We start from the raw sequence: 22,944 nt of genomic DNA, 5'->3' as shown, positions 1-22,944 counted from the left end.
GCAGGCCAGCGCCACGGTCCGGTTCGGCGGAAGCTACGAGACCCAGGTCACGCCGTCCGGGTCGCCGGTCTCGGCCAGCTCCGCCAGCACATCCGCGTGGCACGGCTCGGGCGCGCACCAGCAGGCCAGCGTCCGCCCGCGCAGCCCGGCCACCTGGTCCAGCAGCTCGGGCCGCTCCAGCAGATACGCCCGGTACATCGCCATCACCTCGGCCCGGGTGCCGTCCCGTTTCCTCTTCGGGGTGTCGTAGGCGAACGGGTTGTACAGCGGGTGCCGGGGCAGATCCCAGCCGCCCATCGTCCAGCGGCGCCCGACGTAGACGACGTCCGCGGGGGCGTGTTCCAGCCGGGGGCCGAAGTCGTGGATCCGGCCCCTGACGTTGATCACCCGGGTGGCCATGGAACGGACGTTACGCCGCCGGGCCCTCGTACGGCAGCAGCTCGGGGCGCTTCGCGGGGCGGCCGTCGCCGGAGGAGCGGCCGGTCAGGCGCCGGCCTATCCAGGGCAGCAGGTACTGCCGGGCGAACCGCACGTCCGCGACCCGCCGGGTGGCCCAGCCGGGTGGCACGGTCGCCGCCATCGGAGTCCGCCACTCCTCGTCCTCGGCTTCGTGGCCGAGCGTCTGCCAGACCGCCTCGGCGACCCGGCGGTGCCCCTCCGCCGTCAGGTGCAGCCGGTCCACGTCCCACATCCGGGGGTCGGCCAGCGAGGGCGCCCCGTACAGGTCGACCACCAGCGCGCCGTGCCGTTCGGCGAGCTCGTCGACACAGGTGAACAGCTCCTCCATGCGCGGCCGGAACCGCTCCAGGACCGGGCCCTGCCGGCCGGGGCTGCGCATCAGCACCAGCTGCTTGCAGGAGGGCGCCAGCCGCTCCACGGCCTCCGTGAGCAGACCCCGTACCCGGCCCATGTCGCACTTGGGCCGCAGCGTGTCGTTGAGGCCGCCGACCAGCGTGATCACGTCGGCCCCCATCGCGGCCGCCACGGGTACCTGCTCGTCGACGATCTGCCCGATCAGCTTGCCCCGCACCGCGAGGTTGGCGTACCGGAACCCGGGGGTGCGGGCGGCCATCCGCGCGGCGAGGAGGTCGGCCCAGCCCCGGTAGGAACCGTCGGGCAGCAGGTCCGACATGCCTTCGGTGAAGGAGTCCCCGACGGTGACGAGGCTGGTGAATGCGGGCTGGGATGCGGAATTCGTCTGCATGGCGACAGCGATGGTATCCCGGCCCCATACCCGCCGGTCGGTCCCCCTCGGCCAACCGCCCCGCAGCCACCGCCGGGCCACCGCCCCGGACCCCTCACGGGCTCGCGCCCGCGCCGGGTGCCACGCCGGTCGTCCGGCCGCCACTGCGTGGCGCAGGCTCTGCGTCGGTTGCCCGGCCGCCGGTCCGCGCTGGAGCCCGGGCCGGTCGTCGGTCTGGGGCGGTGGCTGTGCGGTTGTTCGGCCGTCAATGCGTGGTGGGTACATGCCGGTCGTCCGGCAGTCAGTGCGTGGCGGAAGGCTGTGCTGGGCGTCGAGCCGACATTCGCACAGACGGCCGCTCGGCGTCCGGCTGCCGGCCCGCGCTGGTGCCGCACCGCTCGTCAGTCTGGGGCGGTGGCTGTGCGGTCGTCCGGCTGTCAGTGCGTGGCGGGGGCTGTGCCAGTCATCCGGTCGTCAGTCCGTGCCGGGCACTGCGCTGGGCGTCCAGTCGGCAGTGTGCTCAAGTCGCCGCTCCGATTGCCTTGCGACACTCCTTACCGGGGTTCCCCGGTCCGGCCGGTTCCGGGGCTCCGCCGGTCCGGTCGGCACCGCGTGCGGCTTGCCTCGGTCCGTCAGCCCGGTTTCTGCCCGTGTCCGCCGGTTCCGGCCGGCTCCGGGGCTCGGTCCGGCCGGTTCCGGGGCTCCGCCGGTCCGGCCCCCCCGCGGGGCTTGCCCCGGTCCGTCGCCCGGCCCCGCCCGTGTCCGTCGCCCGGCCCTGCCCGTGTCCGCCGGTTCGGGTCGTCGCCGCTCCGAGCGGTCGCCGCTCCGATCAGGCAGGGTGATCGTCCTGCCCCGCCAGGCGGCATCGTCACGCAGGCTGTCCGAACAGCTGGCGCAGCACGTCCTCCATCGTCACCAGCCCAGCCAGCCGCCCGTCCGTCCCGAGTACCGCCGCGACATGCGTACGGCTGCCCCGCATGGCGGTGAGGACGTCGTCGAGGGGTGTGCTCTCGCGTACCCGGGCGATGGGCCGCATGTCCCGCAGGCGGAACGCCGTGTCCTGCGGCGAGGCGTCCAGGGCGTCCTTCACGTGCAGGTAGCCGACGATCCGGCGCCCCTCGTCCACGACGGGGAAGCGCGAGAAGCCGGACTGGGCGGACAGGTCTTCCAACTGCTCGGGTGTGACGCCCACGCGCGCGTACACCACCCGTTCCAGCGGGACCACCACGTCGCGCACCGGGCGGCTGCCCAGTTCCAGGGCGTCGTGCAGCCGTTCCCGGGCGCGGTCGTCGATCAGGCCGGCCTCGCCGGCGTCCTTGACGATCTCGGCGAGTTCGGCGTCGGAGAAGGTCGCCGCGACCTCGTCCTTGGCCTCGACCCTGAGCAGCTTCAGCAGCGTGTTCGCGAAGGCGTTCACCGTGAAGATCACCGGCCGCAGGGTCCGGGACAGCGCGACCAGGGGCGGGCCGAGCAGCAGCGCGCTGCGCACCGGTTCGGCGAGCGCGATGTTCTTCGGCACCATCTCGCCGAGCAGCATGTGCAGATACGTGGCCAGGGCCAGCGCGATCACGAACGAGACGGCATGGCCCGCGCTCGTGGACACTCCCAGCGCGTGGAACGCCGGTTCCAGCAGGTGCGCGATGGCCGGTTCCGCGACCACACCGAGGACCAGCGTGCACAGCGTGATGCCGAGCTGCGCCGCCGCCAGCAGCGCGGACACGTGCTCCAGGCCCCACAGCACGAGCTTCGCGCGCCGGTCGCCCGCTTCCGCGTGCGGTTCGATCTGGCTGCGCCGCACGGAGATCAGCGCGAACTCGGCGCCCACGAAGAAGGCGTTGACGACCAGCGTCGCCAGTCCGATCAGCAACTGGACGGCGGTCATCGCACGGCCTCCCGGTGTTCGTCGTCGAGCGGCGCGTGCAGCAGCACCCGGGCGGCCCGGTGCCCCGAGTCGTCCACCACGTCGAGCTGCCACCCGGCGACCTCGACGTGGTCCCCGTTCTCGGGTATCCGCCCCAGCGACCTCGCCACGAGCCCGGCCAGCGTCTCGTAGGGCCCGTCAGGTACCCGCAGGCCCACCCGGGCGAGCTGGTCGGTGCGGGTGGCGCCGTCCGCCGAGAACAGGGCGCGGCCCTGCTCGTCGGCCCCGGCCGGCGCCAGGTCGGGCGTCTCGTGCGGGTCGTGCTCGTCCCGTACCTCGCCGACGACCTCTTCGACGATGTCCTCCAGGGTGACGACGCCCGCGGTACCGCCGTACTCGTCGATGACGACGGCCATGGTGTTCTTGCCGGAGAGCCGGTCCAGCAGCCGGTCGACGGTCAGCGACTCGGGGACCAGCAGGGGTTCGCGCATCAGCTGTGCGACGGAGCGGTGGGTCCGCTGCTCGGCGGGGACGGCCAGGACGTCCTTGATGTGGGCGCTGCCGACGACCGAGTCGAGGCTGTCGCGGTAGACCGGGAACCGGGACAGTCCGGTCGCCCTGGTCGCGTTCGCCACGTCCTGGCAGGTCGCCTGGACGTCGAGGGCGACGACCTGGACCCGGGGGGTCATCACGTTCTCCGCGGTGAGGTCGGCGAGGTTGAGGGTGCGGACGAACAGTTCGGCGGTGTCCGGCTCCAGGGCGCCCTCCTTGGCGGAGTGGCGGGCCAGCGCCGCCAGCTCCTGCGGTCCGCGCGCGGAGGCGAGCTCCTCGGCGGGCTCCACGCCGAGGCGGCGCACGACGCGGTTCGCCGTGTTGTTCAGGTGGGTGATGAAGGGGCGGAAGGCGGCGCTGAACCAGCGCTGCGGATTGCCGACCCGTTTCGCCATGGCCAGCGGTGAGGAGATGGCCCAGTTCTTGGGCACCAGCTCGCCGACGACCATCAGGAACACCGTGGACAGGGCCGTGCCGACCACCAGAGCGACCGAGTTCGCCGCGGACTGTGAGATGCCCAGCGCCCGCAGCGGACCGGCGAGCAGCGTGGCGATGGACGGCTCGGACAGCATGCCGACCACCAGGTTGGTGACCGTGATGCCGAGTTGCGCCCCGGAGAGCTGGAACGTCAGGCTCCGTACGGCTTTGAGGGCGCCGACGGCACCGCGCTCGCCGCGCTGCGCGGCGCGCTCCAGCTCGCCCCGCTCGACCGTGGTCAGCGAGAACTCGGCCGCGACGAAGGCGCCGCAGGCGAGCGAGAGCAGGACCGCCACCAGCAGGAGGAGCACTTCGGTCATCGGGTCACCTCCTTCCCATGGTTGTACAGGGCAGGAAGCGGCGCGCGGTGTCGCCGACCAGGAGGCTCGCCCATGGGCGCGGACTCACAACCTTTCATGCAGGAACGAGTGATCCTCCAATGGTAAAGGATGGGCAAAGAAGTGTGGAGGGTGCGCTCAGCCGGCCGTGAACGGCTTCACCCAGCGCCGCCATCCCTCCTCGGGCGCGTATCCGGCGGCCCGCCAGGCGTGGTGCGCGGTCTCGTTGCGCACCAGCACCATCGCGTCCCCGCGCCGCCCGCCGAGCCGGACGAACCGCTCCTCGGCGGCGGCCAGCAGCGCCGAGCCGATGCCCAGCCGCCGCCGCTGCGGATGCACGGCCAGCCGGTACAGATGGCAGCGCCAGCCGTCGAAGCCGGCGATCACGGTGCCGACGAGTTCCCCGTCCTTCTCGGCGAGGATCAGCGCCTCGGGATCACGGGTCACCAGCCGTTCGACGCCGTCCCGGTCGTCGCTGATGCTGGTGCCCTCGGCGGCCGTCTTCCAGAAGGCCAGCACGGCGTCGAGGTCGTCCGGTCCGGCGGGCCGCAGATGCAAGTCAGTCATGTGATCATCAGACCATCGGTGGCATAGCGGCCCCGTGAATTCCAGCATGCGGACGGCCGCCGGAGGCCTACTCGCCGCGCAACTCCTCGATCACCTGCGCGAAGTCCTCCATGTACGGCTCCAGCACGGTCAGGTACGAGAACCCGTACCGCTCCCGCTGCGCCCGTACCCGCTCGACGATCTCCCGCAGGGTGCCGACCAGCACGATCGGCAGCGCGAGCGCCTCGTCCACGGTCAACTGCGGCCGGCGGTCGAGCAGCGGCTTGACCACGGCCTCGGGATCGTCGGTGACCTTCACCATCTGCACGAGCAGATTCAGCTCGGCGGGCTCCGCGCGGCCCGCCGCGAGCTCCCGGTAGCGGGCCACGCGCCCGTCGAGCTCCTCGGGCGTGAGCGGCGCGATCTTGCCGTCCGTACTGCCGGCCACCACTCGCCCGGCCGTGAACGCGGCGATGTCGGCCCGCTCGGCGGTCAGCCGCAGCATCCGGTCGCCGTTGGCCCCGATCAGCAGCGGCACCCGCGACTGTGTGGGCGTGGGCATGGGGGTCCCCCCGCTCGAGCGAAGCCGAGAGTGGGGGAGCTCCGCCGAGCCGAGCAGCCGCTCCAGTTCCGTCACGGTGTGCGCGAGGTGGTCCACCCGCTCGCCCGGCGACCCGAAGGGCAGGCCGGCCGTGTCGTGCTCCGCCCGCACATAGCCGGTGCCGAGCCCGAGTTCGAGGCGGCCACCGGTCAGGGCGTCGGTGGTGGCCACCTCGCGGGCCAGGAGCGCCGGGTTCCAGAAGCCGGCGTTGAGCACGAAGGTGCCCAGCCGCGGTCGCTCGGTCGCCCCGGCGGCCGCGACGAGCGCCGGGAACGGCGCCACCCAGCCGAGGTGATCGGGGACGAGGATGACGTCGTACCCGAGTTCCTCGGCGCGGCGGCACTTGGCGCGCCACTCCCCGGCGGGTGCGGCAGTGAGCAGGTTGACCCCGAAGCGGAACGGGCGCGGCATGAACTCTCCTCGGCGGTAGACGACTTGAGTCTTCGCCGCGATTCCATCACTCGTGCGCGATGGCCGCCAGCACATTCATGCGGGATGCACGCAACGCGGGCAGCAGGGCGGCCACCACACCGACCACCGCCGAGCCGATCACGACCGCGACGATCGTGCCCCAGGGAATCGCCAGCGCGTGCATGCCCTGGAGGGCCAGCACCTGCTGGGTGCACACGCCCCACACCAGGCCCAGGGTGAGACCCAGCACCGCGCCGAACACCGCGATCACCACCGACTCCAGCCTGATCATCCGGCGCAGCTGCCGCCGGGCCAGCCCGATGGCCCGCAGCAGGCCGATCTCCCGGGTGCGCTCCACGACCGACAGGGCGAGGGTGTTGACGACGCCGAGCACCGCGATGACGATCGCCAGGCCGAGCAGCGCGTACACGAGATAGAGCAGGACCGCGATCTGGTCGTGGACCAGCTTCTTGTAGTCGGCCTGGTCGCGGACCTGGACCTGCGGATACGGCTCGAGTGTCTTCTCCAGGCGCGAGCGCAGCCGGTCCGCGCTCGTGCCGGGGGCCTTGTCGACGTACAGCGCCGCGTCCTGGCCGCCGGGCACGTACTTCTCGGCCGTGGCGATGCCGAAGAACAGCCCGCCCTGCATGCCGAACCCCGAGCCGCCCTGGTCGGTGAGGGCGCCGACGGTCATGTCGGTGGTCCTGCCGCCCGGGAGCTCCACGGGGACGGTGCTCCCGAGGCGCACGTGGTGGTCCTCGGCGAAGTTCACGTCCATGCCGAGGTGCCCGCCGGCCAGCGCCGCCGCGCTGTCGCCGCTCTTGTAGGTGACGTGGGCGACGTCGTCCACCTGCGGGTCGTACCCCGACGCGGTCGTCTCGACCCGCTTGCCGTCCGGCAGCCGTACCGCCACCGGCACGAACCGCTGCCGTACGACGAGCCGGACGCCCTCGGTGGCGCGCACCTTGTCGGTGATCTCCTTGGTGAAGGGCTGGAAGTTGGCGTTCTGCACGGTGAAGTCCGCGCCGAGCGTCTTGTCGATCTGCTGGTCGAACGACCGGGACATGGAGGCGCTGGCCACCGACATCCCGCCGACCAGCGCCAGCCCCACCATGAGCGCGGCGGCGGTGGCGCCGGTGCGGCGGGGGTTGCGCAGGGCGTTGCGCTGGCTCATCCGGCCGACCGAGCCGAACAGCGCGGGGAACACGCCGCCCAGGACCCGGATCACCGGCCGGACCAGCAGCGGCCCGGCGATGACGGTGGCGACGAGGGTCAGGACGACGCCGACGCCCAGCAGGGAGGCCGCCGAGGCGGTCTTCGTCGCCGCCGCACAGCCCGCCAGCGCGGCCGCACCGGCCGCCCCGACGGCGCCGCCGACGATCGCGCGCGTCTTCAGCGGCCGTCCCACCCCGGCGATCTCGGCGTCCGCCAGCGCCGCCATCGGCGAGACCCCCGCCGCGCGCCGGGCGGGCAGGTACGCCGCGACGAAGGTGACGCCGACGCCGACGACGTACGCCGAGACGGGCGTCGGCCAGCCGATGACCATCTCCGTCGCCTTGAGGTTCATGCCGAACGCGCTCATCAATGTGATCAGCCCGAACGCCAGCCCGATCCCGGCCGCGAGGCCCAGCGTGGAGCCGACCAGGCCGAGCAGCACCGCCTCGGTCAGTACCGACCGCCGCACCTGCCGCCGGTCGGCGCCCAGCGCCCGCAGCAGGCCCAGTTCCCGGGTGCGCTGGGCGATCAGCATGGAGAACGTGTTGACGATCAGGAAGATCCCGACCAGGACGGCGATCCCGGCGAAGCCGAGCATCACGTACTTGATCACGTCGAGGAAGCCGCCGAGGTCGGCGGCGGCCGACTTGGCCTGTTCGTCGGCGGTCTTCAGGTCGTAGGTCCCGGCGCCCGTAACCCGGCCGACACGGCTCTTGAGCTCGGCGTCGCTCACGCCCTTCGCCGCGTCCACCGAGATGCTGGTGGCCCGGCCGGCCGAGCCGAGCAGCTCCTTGGCGGCGACCGCGGGGTCGAGGAAGACCAGGGCCGCGCCCGGGTTGGTGGTGGTGAAGGTGGCGATGCCGACGACCTTCACCCGGAAGGTGCCGGGTGCCGCCTCCACCGTCAGCGTGTCGCCGATGCGTACGTGCTTCTTGTCGGCGGTGTCGGCGTCGAGCAGCGCCTCGTCCGCGCCGTGCGGGGCGTGACCGGAGGTCAGCTTCACCGGGCTGCGGTGGGTGAGGTACCAGTCGGTGGCGATGGTCGGGGCGCCGGTGGTCGGGCCCACGGACCTGTTCCGGCTGTCGACCACCACGATGTTCTGCACGGACACGTCCGCGTGGGTCGCGGCGACCCCGTCGACCTTCGCGACCCGGGCCGCGAGCGCGGCGGGCACGGTCTGGACCGAGCCGGTCGGCACCGACGACTTGAGGTCCGTCTTCGGCTCCACCGTCACGTCCGCGGAGGTGGAGGCGAAGAGCCGGTCGAAGGTGCGGGTGACCGTGTCGGAGAAGATCAGGCTGCCCGCGACGAACGCCACGGACAGCACGACGGCCAGCGCGGACAGCAGCAGCCGCCCCTTGTGGGCGAGGAAGCTGCGGAGGGTCGCCTTGAGCACCTGGTCAGTCCTCCTCGGCGGCGCCGTCGCGGTCGACCGCGACGCGCGTGACGTCGAAACGCTTCATGCGTTCGAGGACCGCCTCCGCCGTGGGCCGTTCCATCTCGTCCACGATCCGTCCGTCGGCGAGGAAGAGCACCAGGTCGGAGTGGGCGGCGGCGCCCGGGTCGTGGGTCACCATGACCACGGTCTGCCCCAGGTCGTCGACCGCGTCGCGCAGGAACCCGAGGACCTCAAGTCCGGCCCGCGAGTCGAGGTTGCCGGTCGGCTCGTCGGCGAAGATCAGCTCCGGCCGGGAGGCCAGTGCCCGGGCGCAGGCCACGCGCTGCTGCTGCCCGCCGGACAGCTGCGCGGGCCGGTGCTTCAGCCGCCCCCGCAGCCCCAGCGTGTCGATCACCTGGTCCAGCCACCTCTCGTCGGGCTTCTTGCCCGCGATGTCCATGGGCAGGGTGATGTTCTCGGCCGCGTTCAGCGTCGGGATGAGGTTGAACGACTGGAACATGAAGCCGATCCGGTCCCGCCGCAGCCGGGTCAGCTCGCGCTCCTTCAGCCCGGTGATCTCGGTGTCGCCGAGCCACACCTGACCGGCCGAGACGGTGTCGAGCCCCGCCAGGCAGTGCATCAGGGTGGACTTCCCGGAACCCGAGGGCCCCATGACCGCGGTGAACCGGCCGCGCTCGATGTCCACGTCCACCGAATCCAGGGCGAGCACGCTGGTCTCGCCGGAACCGTACGCCTTGGTCAGTCCCCGGGCGCGGGCCGCGGTCCCGTCGCCGGGCGCCCGGCCGGGCGCGTGCTCCGCAGCAGGTGTGGACAAAGCCGCCTCCTCGCTCGCCTGGACGTCGTGAGTCCTCGTCCCGGCCGAGCGTAGTGTGACGGGGCGCACACCCGGTATCCCCCATGGGGCAGAGCGGGTCTCCGCCTCAGGTCGCACCCCCGGCACCGGTGTAAGGGGCACTCTCCACCCGGGGGAGGAGAGTGCCGCGGTCACCGTTCCCCGGGCCGCCAGGCGGAGCCCAGCACGCAGAACGAAGTGGGCAGCCTCGGCCCCTTCTCCGGCACCAGCACCTCGCGGTACGGGCCGAGCTCGAACCCGGCCGCCCGCAGCGCCGCGACCGGCTCGCGGGAGAGATGACAGCCACCGTTCAGCACCGGCCACACGGTCCCGTCCAGGGCGCGCTGGGTGAGGGTCATCGCCCGGCCGCCGCCCCGGCCGTGCTCGAAGAACCGGACCTCCCCGCCGGGCCGCAGCACCCGCCGCACCTCGCCCAGCGCACGCGGCACGTCCCGGACGCTGCACAGCACCAGGGACAGCACGACCGCGTCGAAGGCCTCGCTCTTCACCGGCAGCGCCTCCGCCGCGCCCGGCACCACGTCCACCGGCACCTCCGCGCGCAGGGCGGCCCTCGCGGCCAGCTGTCTGAGCATGCGTTCGGGCTCGATCGCGACGACCTCCGCGACCGCTCCCGGATAGTGCGCGAAGTTCAGACCGTTGCCCGCGCCGATCTCGATCACCCGCCCGGACAGCCCGGCGAGCATCCGCTCGCGCACCCCGGCCAGGCCCAGCCTGGTCTCGGCGCACGCGCTGACGCGGGCGTAGTAGCGGGCGAAGAGCGGGTGGTGGACGGGATCCCGTGGCACCTTGCCGGAGCCGGTGGAGCGCAGCCGCATGGCGACCTCCCGGAGAGGACGGGCCTACGGGGATTGTCCCCCGTACGGGCCCGTCGCACCCCCGTGTCCTCGCACGGTTCCGGGACACGGCTCTACGAGATGAAGTCCCGCACCTGCTCGTACACGCCGTGGTCGTCGTTCATGTCGGTGTGCGAGATGCAGCCGACGTCCACGTTGGTCGCTCCGCTGAGCAGCGCAGAGGAGTTCGGGACGACCGCCGCGTCGCAGTCCGACCAGTAGCCGGCGTACGACACGCTGCCGGGCGTCTCGTCACCGGAGTTGAGCGCGGTCAGGAAGGAACTGCCCGTCTGCATCTCCTTGCAGGACGTGTACAGCCACCCGCACAGGGAGGCGACGGAGGTGCCGTGGTTCACCCCGGCGACCGACACGAAGTCGTCGACGTACGACGTCCCGCCGAGGTTCTTGAGGTAGTAGCGGCCGCTCAGCGCGCCCATGGAGTGGACGACGACGTCCACCTTCGAGGCGCCGGTCTTCGCCAGCACGGACTTCACCTCGGTGGCCAGCTGCTGGGCGGTGGTGGCGTTCGACTGGGTCCAGTCGTACGACCACGCGAACAGCTCCGAGGAGGAGTAGCCGTCGGCCTCGAAGTCCGCGACCCAGTCGTCCCAGCCGCTCGCCGAACCGCTGAGCCCGTGCACGAACACGACCGGGTTGTGACTCGCCGCGTGGGCCGGGGCCGCGGTGAGGGGGAGGGACAGAAGGAACGATGCGGTCACCGCCGAAACTGCCGTGGCGATACGACGCTTGTGGCGTTGCATGAAGCCTCCTGAAACGGTGGGGTCGCCAGGAGTGTGGGGAAGGGTCTACGCGCGCCGCATCGGTGAAGTCGCCAGTCTTTACGAGTCAACTGACCCGCCAGTAACGTCGATGGTGTGGTGACGCCGGTGAACCCCCCACCTCTGGACCGCACTTCGCCACCGCCGCTCCCCGACGCGGGGCCCGCCCCGACCGCGGGCGTCCGCGCGCGGCTGCGGCACGTCGCGTACGGCGACCCGCGCGCCGTCGCCGAACTCCTCCCGCGCCTGACCGAACGACAGGCGGCGGGCCTCGACCCGCTGCCCACGGAACCCGCCGCCGTCGCGCCCCGGCTGCTGCGCGCCCACCGGCAGGAGATCCGCACCTTGCCCGACGACACCCGGCTGCTGCTGCTCCTCGCCGCGGCCGACCAGCATCCGGTCGCCACCCACGCCTTCCTGCGCGCCGTCGCCGCGGCCCGCCTCGACACCCGGCCGCTGGAGGCCGCCGACGTGGCGGGCGTCGCCCGTACAGCCGTCGACGGGGTGGAGTTCCGCGACGCCTGGACGAGGATCGCCGCGTACGACGCCGCGTCCCCGGCGGACCGGCGCGAGGCCCACCGGCTGCTCGCCCGGGTGCTGAGCGGCCGGGGCGAGGCGCCCCGCCGCTCCTGGCACCGGGCCGCGGGCGCCCTCGGCCCCAGCGCGCGCCTCACCGCGGAACTCCGCACGTCCGCCGACCGGGCCCGGGCCGCCGGCGACACGGCGCTGGCCGGTGCGCTCGCCGAACGCGCCGCCGCCCTCTGTACCGACCCCGGCACCCGTACCCGGCTGCTGGCCGGCGCCGCCGCCGACGCCTGGCGCACCGGCGACGCGGACCGGGCCCGCACCCTGGCCGCCCGCACCGACGACCCCGCCCTGAACGGAGCCCTCGCCCTGCGCGCGGGCAACGCGGCCGAGGCCTTCGACGCACTGCTGACGGCGACGATCCGGTCCGGGCCAGCGGGGGGTCCGGCCCAGTACGGCGGTTCGGGAGCCGGGCGGGGCGGTGCGGGCGGAGTGGTCGGGTACGACAGCGCGCGCACCGGGGGCCCGGTTCAGGAAGCCGGCGTGGGCCGGATGGGCGGGCGCGGGGGCGAGGCCGTCGAACTGCTGGCCCTGGTCACCGAGGCCGCCGTCTACACCGGGGACCTGCGGCGGTGCCGGGAGGCGTTCCTGGTCGCCCACTGGCTGGGCGTGCCGCCGCCCGGCGCGCTCGGCGGGCTGGCCGCGGCGGTGGAGGGCCGCTACGAGGACGCCCGGGACCTGCTCAAGCGGACCACCGGACGGTGTGGCCCCGGCGGCGACCCCACCCTGCTGATCCATGCCGGCATCACCGCCCTGATGCTCGGCGACGACCACCGCGCCGCCACCGCCACCCTCCGGGCGGCCACCGCGGCCCGGGCCCGGGGCACACTCGCGACCGTGGCGCAGGCCATGGAGTTCCGTGCCTACGCCGACTTCTGGACCGGCCGCTCCCGCGCCGCCGAGGCCGCCGCCAGGGAGGCGCTGGAGCTGGCGTACGCCACCGGGCAGGACAACGGCGCCTGCCATCTGCGGGCCGCCCTGGCCATGTTCGCGGCGGTCACCGGCGACGAGGAGGCCTGTCACGAGCACGCCCGGGCCGCCCGCGCCCACGCCCTGCCGCGCGGCCTGGGCCTGCCCGCCGCCCTCGCCCAGTGGGCGCTCGCCTTCCTCGACCTGACGGGCGGCCGTTTCCCCGCCGCGGCGGCCCGGCTGCGCGCCCTCGCCGCATTCGGCCCCGGCCACGGCCACCGCGCCATCCGGCACCTGGCCACCCCGCACTACGTGGAGGCCGCCGTCCGCACCGGCGACACCCGCGTCGCGCGCGCCGCCCACGCCGACTACCACCGCTGGGCGAGCGCCGTCCGCAGCCCCGACGACCTGGCCCTCAGCGCCCGCTGCCGGGCCCTGCTCGCCCCCGGCGCCGAGGCCGTCGACCACTACCGCACCGCTCTCGACCTGCACGCCCGGGGCACCCGCGACTACGAACGGGCCCGCACGGAACTGCTGTTCGGCGGCGCGCTGCGCCGACTGCGCCGCCGCAGCGAGGCACGCGACCGGCTGCACAGCGCCCTGGAAGCGTTCGAGTCCTTCGGTGCCCCGCACTGCGCGGCCCGGGCCCGGGCGGAACTCCGTGCCCTCGGCACCCCGTTGACCCCGCGGCCCACCGCACAGACCGACCCGACCGCCCGGCTGACGGCCCAGCAGCTGATGATCGCCCGCATGGCCGCCGAGGGCGCCACCAACCGCGAGATCGCCGACCGTCTCGCCCTCAGCCCCCGTACGATCGACCACCATCTGCGCGGGGTCTTCGCCCGGCTGGGCATCCGGTCGCGGATCGAGCTGGTACGGCTGCTCGGGGACGACGACGCCCCAGGCAGCCGCTGAGAGCCCGCGTCACATCCTCGGCTGGGCGCACGCCGCCCGGCGCGCACTCGCCCCTCTCGGTTCCGCTCGCGCGGGGCCCCGTGGCGCGGGAGCCCCCATCAAGGGCGCTCGGGCGCCTTGCGACCGCACGCGGCAGCCGACGTACGCTGATCCGACCCAGAATGTGACGCAGGCTCCGAGGCACCCGTTCAGGGAGCGTTGCGCACGCGGAACGCCTCCGCGTCCCACGTCCCGGACAGCCGCGGCGCCAGCCAGCCCGGCGCCATCGCGGAGAACTCCTCGGGCGGCAGCGCCCCGGCCCCGGCGGGCAGTGCGCCCAGCAGCGGGACTTGGGCCACCTCAGGGAGATCGGCGAGGTTGCAACGGCAGGCCAGGTCCGGGGAGCCGGGCCAGCTGCCGATCACCACGCCCAGCAACTCGATCTTGCGGGAGCGCAGTTCGCGCGCCGTCAGTTCGGTCGTGTTCAGCGTGCCCAGCCCGGCCGAGGCGACGACCAGCACGGGCGCCTTCAGCAGCCGGGCCGCGTCCGCGAGCGTGCCGCCCGACGCGTCGAACCGGACGAGCAGCCCGCCCGCCCCCTCGACCAGCACCAGGTCGTGCTCCGTGGCCAGCTTGGCGGCGGCCTCGGCGACCTCGTGCGGATGCACCGGTGCCATGCCCGCCCGCCGTGCCGCCGTGCCCGGAGCCAACGGCTCCGGATAACGGGCCAGTTCAGCCGTCGTCACGGCTCCCGCGAGCCGCGCGACCTCGTCGGCGTCCCCGCGCTCGTCGGGCCGTACACCCGTCTGCGCGGCCTTCAGCACGGCGACCGACCGCCCCGCCGCCACCGCGGCAGCCGCCACGGCGGCGGTCGTGACCGTCTTGCCGACCTCCGTGCCCGTCCCCGTGATCACCAGTACCGGCATCTCATCCCTCCCGCGCCGCCGCGCACACGGCACGCGCGATCCGCGCCAGGTCCGCGTCACCGGTGACGTACGGCGGCATCGTGTAGATCAGGTCGCGGAAGGGCCGCAGCCAGACGCCCTCGCGCACGGCGGCCCGGGTGGCCGCCGCCATGTCGACTTCGTGGTCCAGCTGTACGACACCGATCGCGCCCAGGACCCGTACGTCCCGCACTCCCGGCAGCCGCGCGGCCGGGGCGAGCCCGTCGCGCAGACCCGCCTCGATCCGCTTGACCTCCGCGAGCCAGTCCTGTCCGAGCAGCAGCCCGAGGGAGGCGCAGGCGACGGCCGCCGCCAGCGGATTGCCCATGAACGTCGGCCCGTGGGCCAGCACCGGCACCTCGCCCCGCGAGATGCCGTCGGCCACGCGCGCGGTGCACAGCGTCGCCGCCATCGTCAGGTACCCGCCGGTCAGGGCCTTGCCCACGCACATCACGTCCGGGGACACGGCCGCGTGGTCCGCCGCGAACAGCGCGCCGGTGCGCCCGAAGCCGGTCGCGATCTCGTCGAACACCAGCAGCACGTCGTGCGCGTCGCACGCCTCGCGCAAGGTCCGCAGATACGCGGGGGAGTGGAACCGCATCCCGCCCGCGCCCTGCACCACCGGCTCCACGATCACGGCGGCCAGCTCACCGGCGTGCCGCTCGATCAGATCGTGCAGCCGGCCGGCGTAGGCGTCCTCGTACTCCGTCGGCGGCGGGTCCGCGAACACCTGGCGCGGGAGCACCCCGCTCCACAGCTCGTGCATCCCGCCCTCGGGATCGCACACGGACATCGGCTGCCAGGTGTCGCCGTGGTAGCCGCCGCGCCAGGTCAGCAGCCGCCGCTTCTCCGGACGGCCGAGCGAACGCCAGTACTGGAGGCACATCTTGACCGCGACCTCGACCGACACCGAACCGGAGTCGGCCAGGAAGACATGCTCCAGTCCCTCCGGTGACATGTCGACGAGGAGCTTCGCGAGGCGGACGGCGGGCTCGTGGGTGAGCCCGCCGAACATCACATGGCTCATCCGTCCGAGCTGCTCGCGCGCCGCCTCGTTCAGGACCGGGTGGTTGTAGCCGTGGATCGCCGACCACCACGACGACATGCCGTCGACGAGTTCACCCGAGCCGTCGGCGAGCCGGAGCCGGACCCCGCTCGCCGACTCCACGACGAGCGGATCGACCCGCCCGGGCATCGGGCCGTACGGATGCCACACGTGCCGCCGGTCCAGCTCCAGCAGCTCCGGCACGCTCGGGCCGGAAAGGTCAGGCATTGGGCGCGAGGTCCGTTCCGGCACCCCGGCGGCGGACGGCGACGAGGTCGGTGCGGGGCTCGCCCGCCACCGTGGCGGTCGCGGCGGTACCGCAGACGCCGCCGCCCTCGTGCGAGCCGCACCCCGCGTCCGCGTGCGAACCGCAGCCGGCCTCGGCGTGCGACCCGCAGCCACCCCCGGCCGCCGCGCGGTGCTCGGGCAGCGTCACCTCGCCGGCGCCCTCCACCTCGAACCCGGCGTCCGCGATCATCTCCAGGTCGGCCTTGCCCGCCTGGCCCTCACTGGTCAGGTAGTCGCCGAGGAAGATGGAGTTGGCCAGGTTCAGGGCCAGCGGCTGCATGGTGCGCAGGTGCACCTCACGGCCGCCCGCGATGCGCACCTCGACGTCCGGGCAGACGAACCGGACCATCGCCAGGATGCGCAGGCAGCGCTGCGGGGTGAGGTGCCACTCCTTGGCGAGCGGCGTGCCCTCCATCGGGATCAGGAAGTTCACCGGCACGGAGTCCGGGTCCAGCTCGCGCAGCGAGAAGACGACGTCGACCAGGTCCTCGTCGCTCTCACCCATGCCCGCGATGAGGCCCGAGCAGGCGGACAGGCCGGCCGCGTGCGCCTTCTGCACCGTGTCCACCCGGTCGGCGTACGTGTGCGTGGTCGTGATGTCCGCGTACGTCCCCTCGGAGGTGTTGAGGTTGTGGTTGTACGCGTCCGCGCCGGCCTCGCGCAGCCGCTCGGCCTGGCCGTCGGAGAGCAGACCGAGGCAGGCGCACACCTCGACCTCCTCGTTCTGCTCCTTGATCGTCCTGATGGTCTCGGAGACCCGGTCCACGTCCCGGTCCGTCGGACCGCGCCCGCTGGCCACCAGACAGACCCGCTTGGCACCCCCGGCCAGGCCCGCGGCGGCGGCCTGGGAGGCCTGGTCGGGCTTGAGCCAGGTGTACTTCAGGATCTCGGCCTTGGAGCCGAGCCGCTGGGAGCAGTAGGAGCAGTCCTCGGGGCACAAGCCGGACTTGAGGTTGACCAGGTAGTTGAGTTTCACGCGCCGGCCGAACCAGTGCCGGCGCACCTTGCCGGCCGCGGCCACCACATCGAGTACGTCGTCGTCGGAGGTGGCCAGCACGGCGAGTGCTTCCTCGCGGGTCGGCAGCTCGCGCCGAAGCCCCTTGTCCACCAGCGTGTTCAGCAGGTCCATGAGGTCCGATCCTGTCCTACGTGACTGCTCCGGGCCAAGGAGAGTTTGCACAACGGAGACGGCTTGGCCGTGTGGGTATTGCCACATCCTGGGCGGCTGGGCGTCCGGTTAGTGTCTGTCCACTGCCTACAAAATCCCCGGAGGAGCCATGGCGTTCGGCTGGATCGACGACCAGGCGGAGCAGCGCCGCCGCGCCGGACTGGTACGGACCCTCCGGCCCCGGGTCGCCGACTCACCGCTCCTCGACCTCGCGAGCAACGACTACCTGGGTCTGGCCCGCCATCCCGAGGTGACCGAGGGGGCCGTGCGGGCGGCCCGGACCTGGGGCGGCGGCTCCACGGGCTCCCGGCTGGTGACCGGCACCACGGAACTGCACACCGAGCTGGAGCGCGAGCTGGCCGCGTTCTGCGGCTTCGAGGCGGCCCTGGTGTTCTCCTCCGGCTACGCGGCCAACCTCGCGGCCGTCACCGCACTCGGGCCGCACGGCTCGCTGATCGTCTCCGACGCGGGCAACCACGCGTCCCTCATCGACGGATGCCGGCTGGCCCGTGGCACGACCCAGGTCGTCGGGCACGCCGACCCGGAGGCGGTCCGCAAGGCCCTGGACACGCACGAGGGGGCCGCGGTCGCCGTCTCCGACACGGTGTTCTCCGTCGACGGGGACGCGGCTCCGCTGGCCGCGCTCGCCGAGGCGTGCCGGGAACACGGCGCAGGGCTGGTCCTCGACGACGCCCATGGCCTGGGTGTCCTGGGCGACGGCGGCCGGGGAGCCCCGTACGCGGCCGGGCTCGCCGGCGCCGAGGACGTGGTCGTCACGGTCACCCTGTCCAAGTCGCTGGGCAGCCAGGGCGGTGCCGTCCTCGGCCCGGCCCGGGTGATCGACCACCTGGTCAACGCGGCACGAACGTTCATCTTCGACACGGGCCTCGCCCCCGCCGCGGCGGGCGCGGCCCTGGGCGCCCTCAGGCTGCTGCGCCGTGAGCCGGCACGGGCGGCGAGGGCGCGAGAGGTGGCCGCCGAACTCCACGCACGCCTGACGGCGGCGGGTCTGGAGGCGGTGCGTCCGGACGCCGCGGTCGTCTCCGTGCGTGCCCCGTCCCCGGAGAGTGCCGTGCGCTGGGCGGCGGACTGCCGGGCGGCAGGCCTGGCCGTGGGCTGCTTCCGTCCTCCTTCCGTGCCCGACGGCATCTCACGGCTCAGGCTGACCGCCCGGGCGGACCTCTCCGGGGCCGAGGTCGAACGCGCTGTACGAGTCATCGGCGAGACGCGACCATGAGTCGGCGTGACACGGCCGTGCGCCGCCTGGACGGAATCTGATCGGAACCGATCAGAAGGTCACCGGAGCGCGGCCAGGAACCCCGCCCAGCTCCCGGGGGAGAAGAGCAGCGCGGGTCCGGCCGGGTCCTTGGAGTCGCGCACGGCGAGCAGCCCGGTCCAGGGACCGGAGCGCGGCCTCGCCGTCTCCACACAGTTGTTCGCTCCGGTGCTGTGACTGCTGCGCAGCCACCGCACGTCGTGCAGATCAGTGCTGGAAGGTACGTTCCGAGGCAGTGCAGACATGGTGCCTCCTTACGCGCCGTCACTTATACCGGCGATGTAATCCAACGAGTCCTCGGGTGAAAGGGCGTGGATCTGAAGGGAGTTGAAGGCCTCTGAGTAGGCCCGGAGGTCTTCTTTCCGTTCGAGGTAGAGGCTACTCGTCAAGTGGTCGAGAACAACCACATCCAGATCAGAAGTGCGCGGAAATGAGAAGATAACGAAAGGGCCGGTGATACCGATATGCGCCCCGGCGGAGAACGGCAACACCTGGAGGCGCACTTGCGGCAGACGCGCCGCCTCCGTGAGCCGTCGAAGCTGCCGCGCCATCACGTCCGGCCCGCCGACCTCCCGCCGCAGCACCCCCTCGTCCAGTACGGCGCTGAGCTCCAGCGGCGGATCCGACCGCAGCACGTCCTGCCTGGCCAGCCGCACCTCCACCAGCGCGTCCAGCCGCTCCTCGGTGTCGTCGGCACCCCCGCCCACGGCCGCCCGGGTGACGGCACGGGCGTACTCCGGCGTCTGAAGCAGCCCCGGGACCACCGATGTCTCCAGCGTGCGCATCCGGCTCGCCTGCGACTCCAGGCTGATGAAGTCACGGTAGGTGGGCGGCAGCACCCCCCGATAGGCGTGCCACCAGTGGTGCCGGCCGCCGCCCTCGTCCGACCCCGCCAGCACCATCAGCAGCTCACGCAGTTGGCGGTCCGTCACCCCGTAGGCGTCCAGGAGTAACCGCACATCGGCCGATTTCACCCCGCTGGCGCCCGTCTCGATCCGGCTCACCTTCGACTGGTGCCAGCCCACCAGACGGGCGGCCTCGCCACTGGTGAGGCCCGCACCGGTGCGCAGCGTGCGCAGTTCGTCGCCCAGTTTCCGGCGACGCACCGCGGGACCGTTCTGCATGGGCCACTCCTTACTCGCCATTACTCCTTACGTGCCACCCGAATACGGTCTGCCGTCGCAGGGTTCACCGCTTCGAGCGACAGATATATGCATATCTTGGTGGATCCCACCCGCTGACCGGCGCGCTGATGGCAGTCTGGCGATGAAGCACCAGTCCGGGACCGTACTCGAACCATCCGCTCCGTGTCGGACTCCGGTCCCGTGGGAAAGGGACGACGTCGTCATGGCAGACCATCTGGAAGCATCCGTCACTCTGCCGAGCGATCCCGCCTCGGTCGCCGCGGCCCGCACCTACGTCGTGGGCACCCTGGCGGAGTGGGGCCTTCCATCGGACACCGACGCGGCCGAGACCGTCCGGCTCATCGTCTCCGAACTCGCCACCAACGCCGTACAGCACACCTTCGGGCAGTCACCCACCTTCACGGTGGACCTCGCGCTCGACCGTGACGAACACCTGCGCATCGGTGTCACCGACAGCCATCCCCGTCTTCCGAGGAGACTCCCCGCGGCCGTGCAGCAGGACAACGGCCGCGGCATGGTCATCATCCGCTGGCTGACCGCCGAGAGCGGCGGCAGGCTCAGGGTGCGGCGCACCAGAGAGGGCGGCAAGACCGTCCTCATCGAGCTGCCGTGGGCGGTGCCGGCCCGGCCGGTCACGACAGCGGGGCAGCAGGAGCCCTAGGGCCGGGGCGGGAGCCCAAGGGCCGGTACGGGGCTGTTCCGGCCCCACACCGGCCCTGACAGGGCGCCGCACGGCCTCGCACGGCTCCGGGGATGGCCCTGTACCCGGAGCCGTGCGAGGCGTGACGGCCGGTCAGCTGACGCGGCCGTACCAGACGCTCCGCGTCCAGATCTTCTGAAGCTTCACCACGTCGCCCGTCTTGGGGGCGTGCCAGATCTTCCCCTTTCCGGCGTAGATGCCGACGTGGTAGACGTTCGACCCCGAATGGAAGAAGACCAGGTCCCCGGCCTTGCGATTGCCGGCCGAGATGTGGTGGGTCTTGTTGTACTGCTGGGCGGCCGTCCGCGGCAGGGTCTTGCCCGCCTTCTTGAACGAGTACAGCGTGAGCCCCGAGCAGTCGAACCTGCGCGGCCCGGTGGCGCCCCACTTGTACGGGGAGCCCTTCTTGGACGCGGCGATCTGGAGTGCCTTCGTCGCCGGAGTCGCGGCAGCGGCGTCGGGGGCGACACCGGGTACCGCTATCGAGCCGCCGACGGCGGCGATGGCGAAGGCCGAGGCCGTACCGGCCCGGACCATGAGCGACGGGACACGATTGAGCGCAGTCATGCGCAACCCTTCGTCAGCCGCCTGTGAAGGATGACCTGTCGGATTCGGGCTGGCGAAGTTGCCCGGCCGCGTTGCCGCGGCTTCACCCCAAGGGCTGCTCGGAGGCGAACGGATGTCCGCTCCGGCGACCCGTCTTGCTCGGGTCCTCCACTCCTGCCGATCCACTCCTGTCGACCGGTCATCCGGGCGGCGGCAGGACTCGGCGTCCGCTCGGATCGCCCCGCCGTTGTGGCGGGGGCTTGTCGTCAGACAGGGATCTTCGCCCACAACTGTCTGAAAATCCCAACGGAACCAGGGATTTGTGGTGTTACTCACCACTCGCCCGTTCGGGTGGACAGGTGTGTGTTCGAGCCGCTGACGGGACAGCCGCGCACCCTCCCACCAGGGCGGAAGCCTCTCCCGGCGGTCATCGGCCGGGCGGTTCGCGCAACTTCGGAAACCCTGGAAAAGGATGCGCTGCTACTCCGAACGTGGGTACGTCTTTTGGGCCGTTTCGACTCAGACCCGAGCGCGCAAGCGTCAACCGGCGCCGTCCGGGGGCACGGTGACGCGAGCGGTACGGCGCTCGCCGTCCAGCACCCTGAGCGCCCGGGCCAGGGTGGCCGCGTGCAGCTCCGTCTCGCCCCGCTGGTGCATCAGCGTCAGCGCGTCGCGCAGTTGCACCGCCTTGCTCACCAGCGCCTGGGCGGCCCGCAGTCCACGGTAGGTGTCACCGTGCTGCGCCGGGTTGATGCGCCCCAGCAGGTCGACCACGTCCAGGTAACGGTCGATCAGCTCGCCCTCGGCGCGGGTCAGGGCCGGCAGCGGCGGCAGTTCCGGTGGCAGCATCGGCGGCTCACCCCGCGTCCGGAGCGGCGGTGTGCGACGCCCTGCGGCTCGGGATGACCCCGTCCACCAGCCCGTACTCCAGCGCGCCCCGGGCGTCCAGCATCAGGTCCCGCTCGAGGTCGGCGGCGACCTGCTCCGGGGTGCGGCCGGTGTGGTGAACGAGCATCCCCTCCAGCAGGCCGCGCATCCGGCTCAATTCCTCCGCCTGGATGGAGAGATCGCTCGGCTGACCCTGCGTCGGCTCGGGCAGCGCCGGCTGCCGGAGCACCACCCGCGCGCCCGGCAGGGCGAACCGCTTGCCCGGCGCACCGGCCGCGAGCAGCACCGCGGCGGACGAGACCGCCTGCCCCAGGCAGATCGTCTGCACGTCACAGCTGATGTACCGCATGGTGTCGTAGATCGCCGTCATCGCGCTGAACGAGCCGCCGGGGGAGTTGATGTACAGCGAGACGTCCCGGTCGGGGGCGTCGTGCTCCAGATGCATGAACTGCGCCATGACGTCGTTGGCCGAGGCGTCGTCGACCGGTGTCCCGAGGAAGACGATCCGCCCCTGAAGCAGCTTCGAGTACGGATCGAGCGTGCGGTGACCGGTGCTGGTGCGCTCGGTGAACTCGGGCAGGACGTGGCGGGCGAACGGTCGGGTCATGGCATACCCCTCCTCACGGCAGAGCCGTCTCCGGTGGACCGGCATCTGTAAAAAATGTACAGGACGTACGTGACGTTAGAATGGGGATATGGCCTACGAGATTCCGGTGACGCAAGCCAGGGCTGAACTCGCCGACCTGATCAACCGAGTGGTGTACGGCGGCGAACGCGTCGTCGTGACCCGGCACGGCAAGCCCCTCGTCGCCCTTGTCTCCGCCGCCGACCTGGAGCGATTGGACGCCCTCGACCAGCCGGAGGAGGAGCAGGTGATCAGCTCCGTCTCCCGCGTCCACGAGGCCGCGCCCGCTAGCGGCGAACGCCGGCGCTTCGGCATCGCGGCGGAACACCGGGGGCACGACCGCTCCTAGCGGGGCGCGCGCTCGCGGCCGGCGTCGACAGCGTCGGCGCGGGCTCCGCCCGCCATGAGCACCCCAGCCGTCCGTCCGTGCGGCGGCTGACGGGTCACGACTCGGTTAACGTCCCCGAAACCCGCTCGCACTAGCCTGCCGGTCCACGCCACCAGGGACTTCGGCCCGTGGCCGCGGCAACCGGACCCCGCACGGTCCGGAGCGAGGACTGTGAGGTGGGACGTGCAACTGACCCCGCACGAGCAAGAGAGGCTGCTGATCCACGTCGCGGCGGACGTGGCCGACAAGCGCCGGGCCCGTGGACTCAGGCTCAACCACCCCGAGGCGGTGGCCCTCATCACCTCGCACATCCTCGAAGGGGCGCGTGACGGCCGTACCGTCGCCGAACTCATGTCCTCCGGGCGCAAGCTGCTCACCCGGGACGACGTCATGGAAGGCGTCCCCGAGATGATCCACGACGTCCAGGTCGAGGCCACCTTCCCGGACGGCACCAAGCTCGTCACCGTCCACGACCCGATCGTGTGAGGGGCGTCC

23 protein-coding genes and 1 riboswitch are annotated in these 22,944 nt (G+C 72.6%); of the genes, 5 read left to right on the top strand and 18 right to left on the bottom strand.

Annotated elements, in window-relative coordinates:
- Positions 1 to 33: 33 nt before the first annotated feature.
- The 10 genes from ACFY01_RS06650 to ACFY01_RS06605 form a co-directional block, all read right to left on the bottom strand.
- Positions 34 to 399: a DUF4326 domain-containing protein gene (locus ACFY01_RS06650; protein WP_390734535.1), complete on the bottom strand. Its 366-nt coding sequence runs from the start codon at positions 397 to 399 to the stop codon at positions 34 to 36.
- A gap of 10 nt (positions 400 to 409) precedes the next feature.
- Complete coding sequence (locus ACFY01_RS06645) at positions 410 to 1,204, bottom strand: SGNH/GDSL hydrolase family protein (protein ID WP_390734534.1); 795 nt, start codon at positions 1,202 to 1,204, stop codon at positions 410 to 412.
- An 847-nt stretch (positions 1,205 to 2,051) separates the two neighbouring features.
- Complete coding sequence (locus tag ACFY01_RS06640) at positions 2,052 to 3,065, bottom strand: hemolysin family protein (RefSeq protein ID WP_390734533.1); 1,014 nt, start codon at positions 3,063 to 3,065, stop codon at positions 2,052 to 2,054.
- Positions 3,062 to 4,393 (bottom strand): hemolysin family protein, encoded by a 1,332-nt coding sequence (locus tag ACFY01_RS06635; RefSeq protein ID WP_390734532.1) that lies wholly within the window; start codon positions 4,391 to 4,393, stop codon positions 3,062 to 3,064. Before ACFY01_RS06635 ends, ACFY01_RS06640 begins: the two co-directional genes overlap by 4 nt.
- Before the next feature lie 156 nt (positions 4,394 to 4,549).
- Entirely contained in the window at positions 4,550 to 4,978 is a 429-nt protein-coding gene (locus tag ACFY01_RS06630; protein ID WP_390734531.1) for a GNAT family N-acetyltransferase, read from the bottom strand.
- Positions 4,979 to 5,045: 67 nt separating this feature from the next.
- Entirely contained in the window at positions 5,046 to 5,969 is a 924-nt protein-coding gene (locus tag ACFY01_RS06625) for an LLM class F420-dependent oxidoreductase (protein ID WP_390734530.1), read from the bottom strand.
- A gap of 46 nt (positions 5,970 to 6,015) precedes the next feature.
- The gene (locus tag ACFY01_RS06620; protein ID WP_390734529.1) at positions 6,016 to 8,580 is read right to left on the bottom strand and encodes an ABC transporter permease; all 2,565 of its coding nucleotides are present in this window, start codon (positions 8,578 to 8,580) and stop codon (positions 6,016 to 6,018) included.
- A gap of 4 nt (positions 8,581 to 8,584) precedes the next feature.
- On the bottom strand, positions 8,585 to 9,397 hold the full coding sequence (locus tag ACFY01_RS06615) for an ABC transporter ATP-binding protein (RefSeq protein WP_390734528.1): 813 nt from the start codon (positions 9,395 to 9,397) through the stop codon (positions 8,585 to 8,587).
- Positions 9,398 to 9,567: 170 nt separating this feature from the next.
- Complete coding sequence (locus tag ACFY01_RS06610; protein WP_390734527.1) at positions 9,568 to 10,251, bottom strand: class I SAM-dependent methyltransferase; 684 nt, start codon at positions 10,249 to 10,251, stop codon at positions 9,568 to 9,570.
- Between the two features lie 92 nt (positions 10,252 to 10,343).
- Positions 10,344 to 11,030 (bottom strand): esterase/lipase family protein, encoded by a 687-nt coding sequence (locus tag ACFY01_RS06605; RefSeq protein WP_390734526.1) that lies wholly within the window; start codon positions 11,028 to 11,030, stop codon positions 10,344 to 10,346.
- 117 nt (positions 11,031 to 11,147) lie between these two features.
- Here ACFY01_RS06605 and ACFY01_RS06600 point away from each other — a divergent pair, with 117 nt between their 5' ends.
- The gene (locus ACFY01_RS06600) at positions 11,148 to 13,457 is read left to right on the top strand and encodes a LuxR C-terminal-related transcriptional regulator (protein WP_390734679.1); all 2,310 of its coding nucleotides are present in this window, start codon (positions 11,148 to 11,150) and stop codon (positions 13,455 to 13,457) included.
- 188 nt (positions 13,458 to 13,645) lie between these two features.
- On the opposite strand, the gene bioD is transcribed toward ACFY01_RS06600, so the two are convergent.
- From bioD to bioB, 3 genes are read right to left on the bottom strand one after another with little or no spacing between them, the layout of a single operon-like run.
- Positions 13,646 to 14,362, bottom strand: coding sequence for a dethiobiotin synthase (gene bioD / locus ACFY01_RS06595; protein WP_390734525.1), 717 nt, complete (start codon positions 14,360 to 14,362; stop codon positions 13,646 to 13,648).
- A gap of 1 nt (position 14,363) precedes the next feature.
- The gene (locus tag ACFY01_RS06590) at positions 14,364 to 15,653 is read right to left on the bottom strand and encodes an adenosylmethionine--8-amino-7-oxononanoate transaminase (RefSeq protein WP_390734524.1); all 1,290 of its coding nucleotides are present in this window, start codon (positions 15,651 to 15,653) and stop codon (positions 14,364 to 14,366) included.
- Complete coding sequence (gene bioB / locus ACFY01_RS06585) at positions 15,646 to 16,842, bottom strand: biotin synthase BioB (RefSeq protein WP_390734523.1); 1,197 nt, start codon at positions 16,840 to 16,842, stop codon at positions 15,646 to 15,648. Before bioB ends, ACFY01_RS06590 begins: the two co-directional genes overlap by 8 nt.
- Before the next feature lie 148 nt (positions 16,843 to 16,990).
- Between bioB and ACFY01_RS06580 the strand changes: the two genes are divergently transcribed.
- Positions 16,991 to 18,118, top strand: coding sequence for an 8-amino-7-oxononanoate synthase (locus ACFY01_RS06580; protein ID WP_390734522.1), 1,128 nt, complete (start codon positions 16,991 to 16,993; stop codon positions 18,116 to 18,118).
- Between the two features lie 59 nt (positions 18,119 to 18,177).
- On the opposite strand, the gene ACFY01_RS06575 is transcribed toward ACFY01_RS06580, so the two are convergent.
- Positions 18,178 to 18,402: a DUF397 domain-containing protein gene (locus ACFY01_RS06575; protein ID WP_390734521.1), complete on the bottom strand. Its 225-nt coding sequence runs from the start codon at positions 18,400 to 18,402 to the stop codon at positions 18,178 to 18,180.
- 9 nt (positions 18,403 to 18,411) lie between these two features.
- On the bottom strand, positions 18,412 to 19,281 hold the full coding sequence (locus ACFY01_RS06570; protein WP_390734520.1) for a helix-turn-helix domain-containing protein: 870 nt from the start codon (positions 19,279 to 19,281) through the stop codon (positions 18,412 to 18,414).
- Between the two features lie 223 nt (positions 19,282 to 19,504).
- Between ACFY01_RS06570 and ACFY01_RS06565 the strand changes: the two genes are divergently transcribed.
- The gene (locus ACFY01_RS06565; protein ID WP_390734519.1) at positions 19,505 to 19,963 is read left to right on the top strand and encodes an ATP-binding protein; all 459 of its coding nucleotides are present in this window, start codon (positions 19,505 to 19,507) and stop codon (positions 19,961 to 19,963) included.
- Between the two features lie 132 nt (positions 19,964 to 20,095).
- Here the strand turns inward: ACFY01_RS06565 and ACFY01_RS06560 are convergent, their stop codons facing one another.
- The 3 genes from ACFY01_RS06560 to ACFY01_RS06550 all read right to left on the bottom strand — a co-directional run bounded on the left by ACFY01_RS06560 (position 20,096) and on the right by ACFY01_RS06550 (position 22,043).
- Complete coding sequence (locus ACFY01_RS06560; protein WP_361435629.1) at positions 20,096 to 20,569, bottom strand: C40 family peptidase; 474 nt, start codon at positions 20,567 to 20,569, stop codon at positions 20,096 to 20,098.
- 3 nt (positions 20,570 to 20,572) lie between these two features.
- Positions 20,573 to 20,784, bottom strand: a riboswitch (cyclic di-AMP (ydaO/yuaA leader).
- A gap of 304 nt (positions 20,785 to 21,088) precedes the next feature.
- Positions 21,089 to 21,397 (bottom strand): hypothetical protein, encoded by a 309-nt coding sequence (locus tag ACFY01_RS06555; protein ID WP_390734518.1) that lies wholly within the window; start codon positions 21,395 to 21,397, stop codon positions 21,089 to 21,091.
- 7 nt (positions 21,398 to 21,404) lie between these two features.
- Entirely contained in the window at positions 21,405 to 22,043 is a 639-nt protein-coding gene (locus ACFY01_RS06550) for an ATP-dependent Clp protease proteolytic subunit (protein ID WP_390734517.1), read from the bottom strand.
- Positions 22,044 to 22,131: 88 nt separating this feature from the next.
- Between ACFY01_RS06550 and ACFY01_RS06545 the strand changes: the two genes are divergently transcribed.
- Both ACFY01_RS06545 and ACFY01_RS06540 read left to right on the top strand, forming a co-directional pair.
- Positions 22,132 to 22,410 carry a type II toxin-antitoxin system Phd/YefM family antitoxin gene (locus ACFY01_RS06545; protein WP_390734516.1) on the top strand — a complete coding sequence of 93 codons (279 nt, stop codon included), beginning with the start codon at positions 22,132 to 22,134 and terminating at the stop codon, positions 22,408 to 22,410.
- A 222-nt stretch (positions 22,411 to 22,632) separates the two neighbouring features.
- Positions 22,633 to 22,935, top strand: a complete 303-nt coding sequence (locus ACFY01_RS06540; RefSeq protein ID WP_390734515.1) for an urease subunit gamma — start codon at positions 22,633 to 22,635, stop codon at positions 22,933 to 22,935.
- Positions 22,936 to 22,944 lie beyond the last annotated feature (9 nt).

Origin of the sequence: Streptomyces sp. NPDC001480, from assembly GCF_042894725.1 — a bacterium.
GTDB lineage: Bacteria > Actinomycetota > Actinomycetes > Streptomycetales > Streptomycetaceae > Streptomyces.
This window is presented reverse-complemented; position numbering and strand designations above follow the sequence as displayed.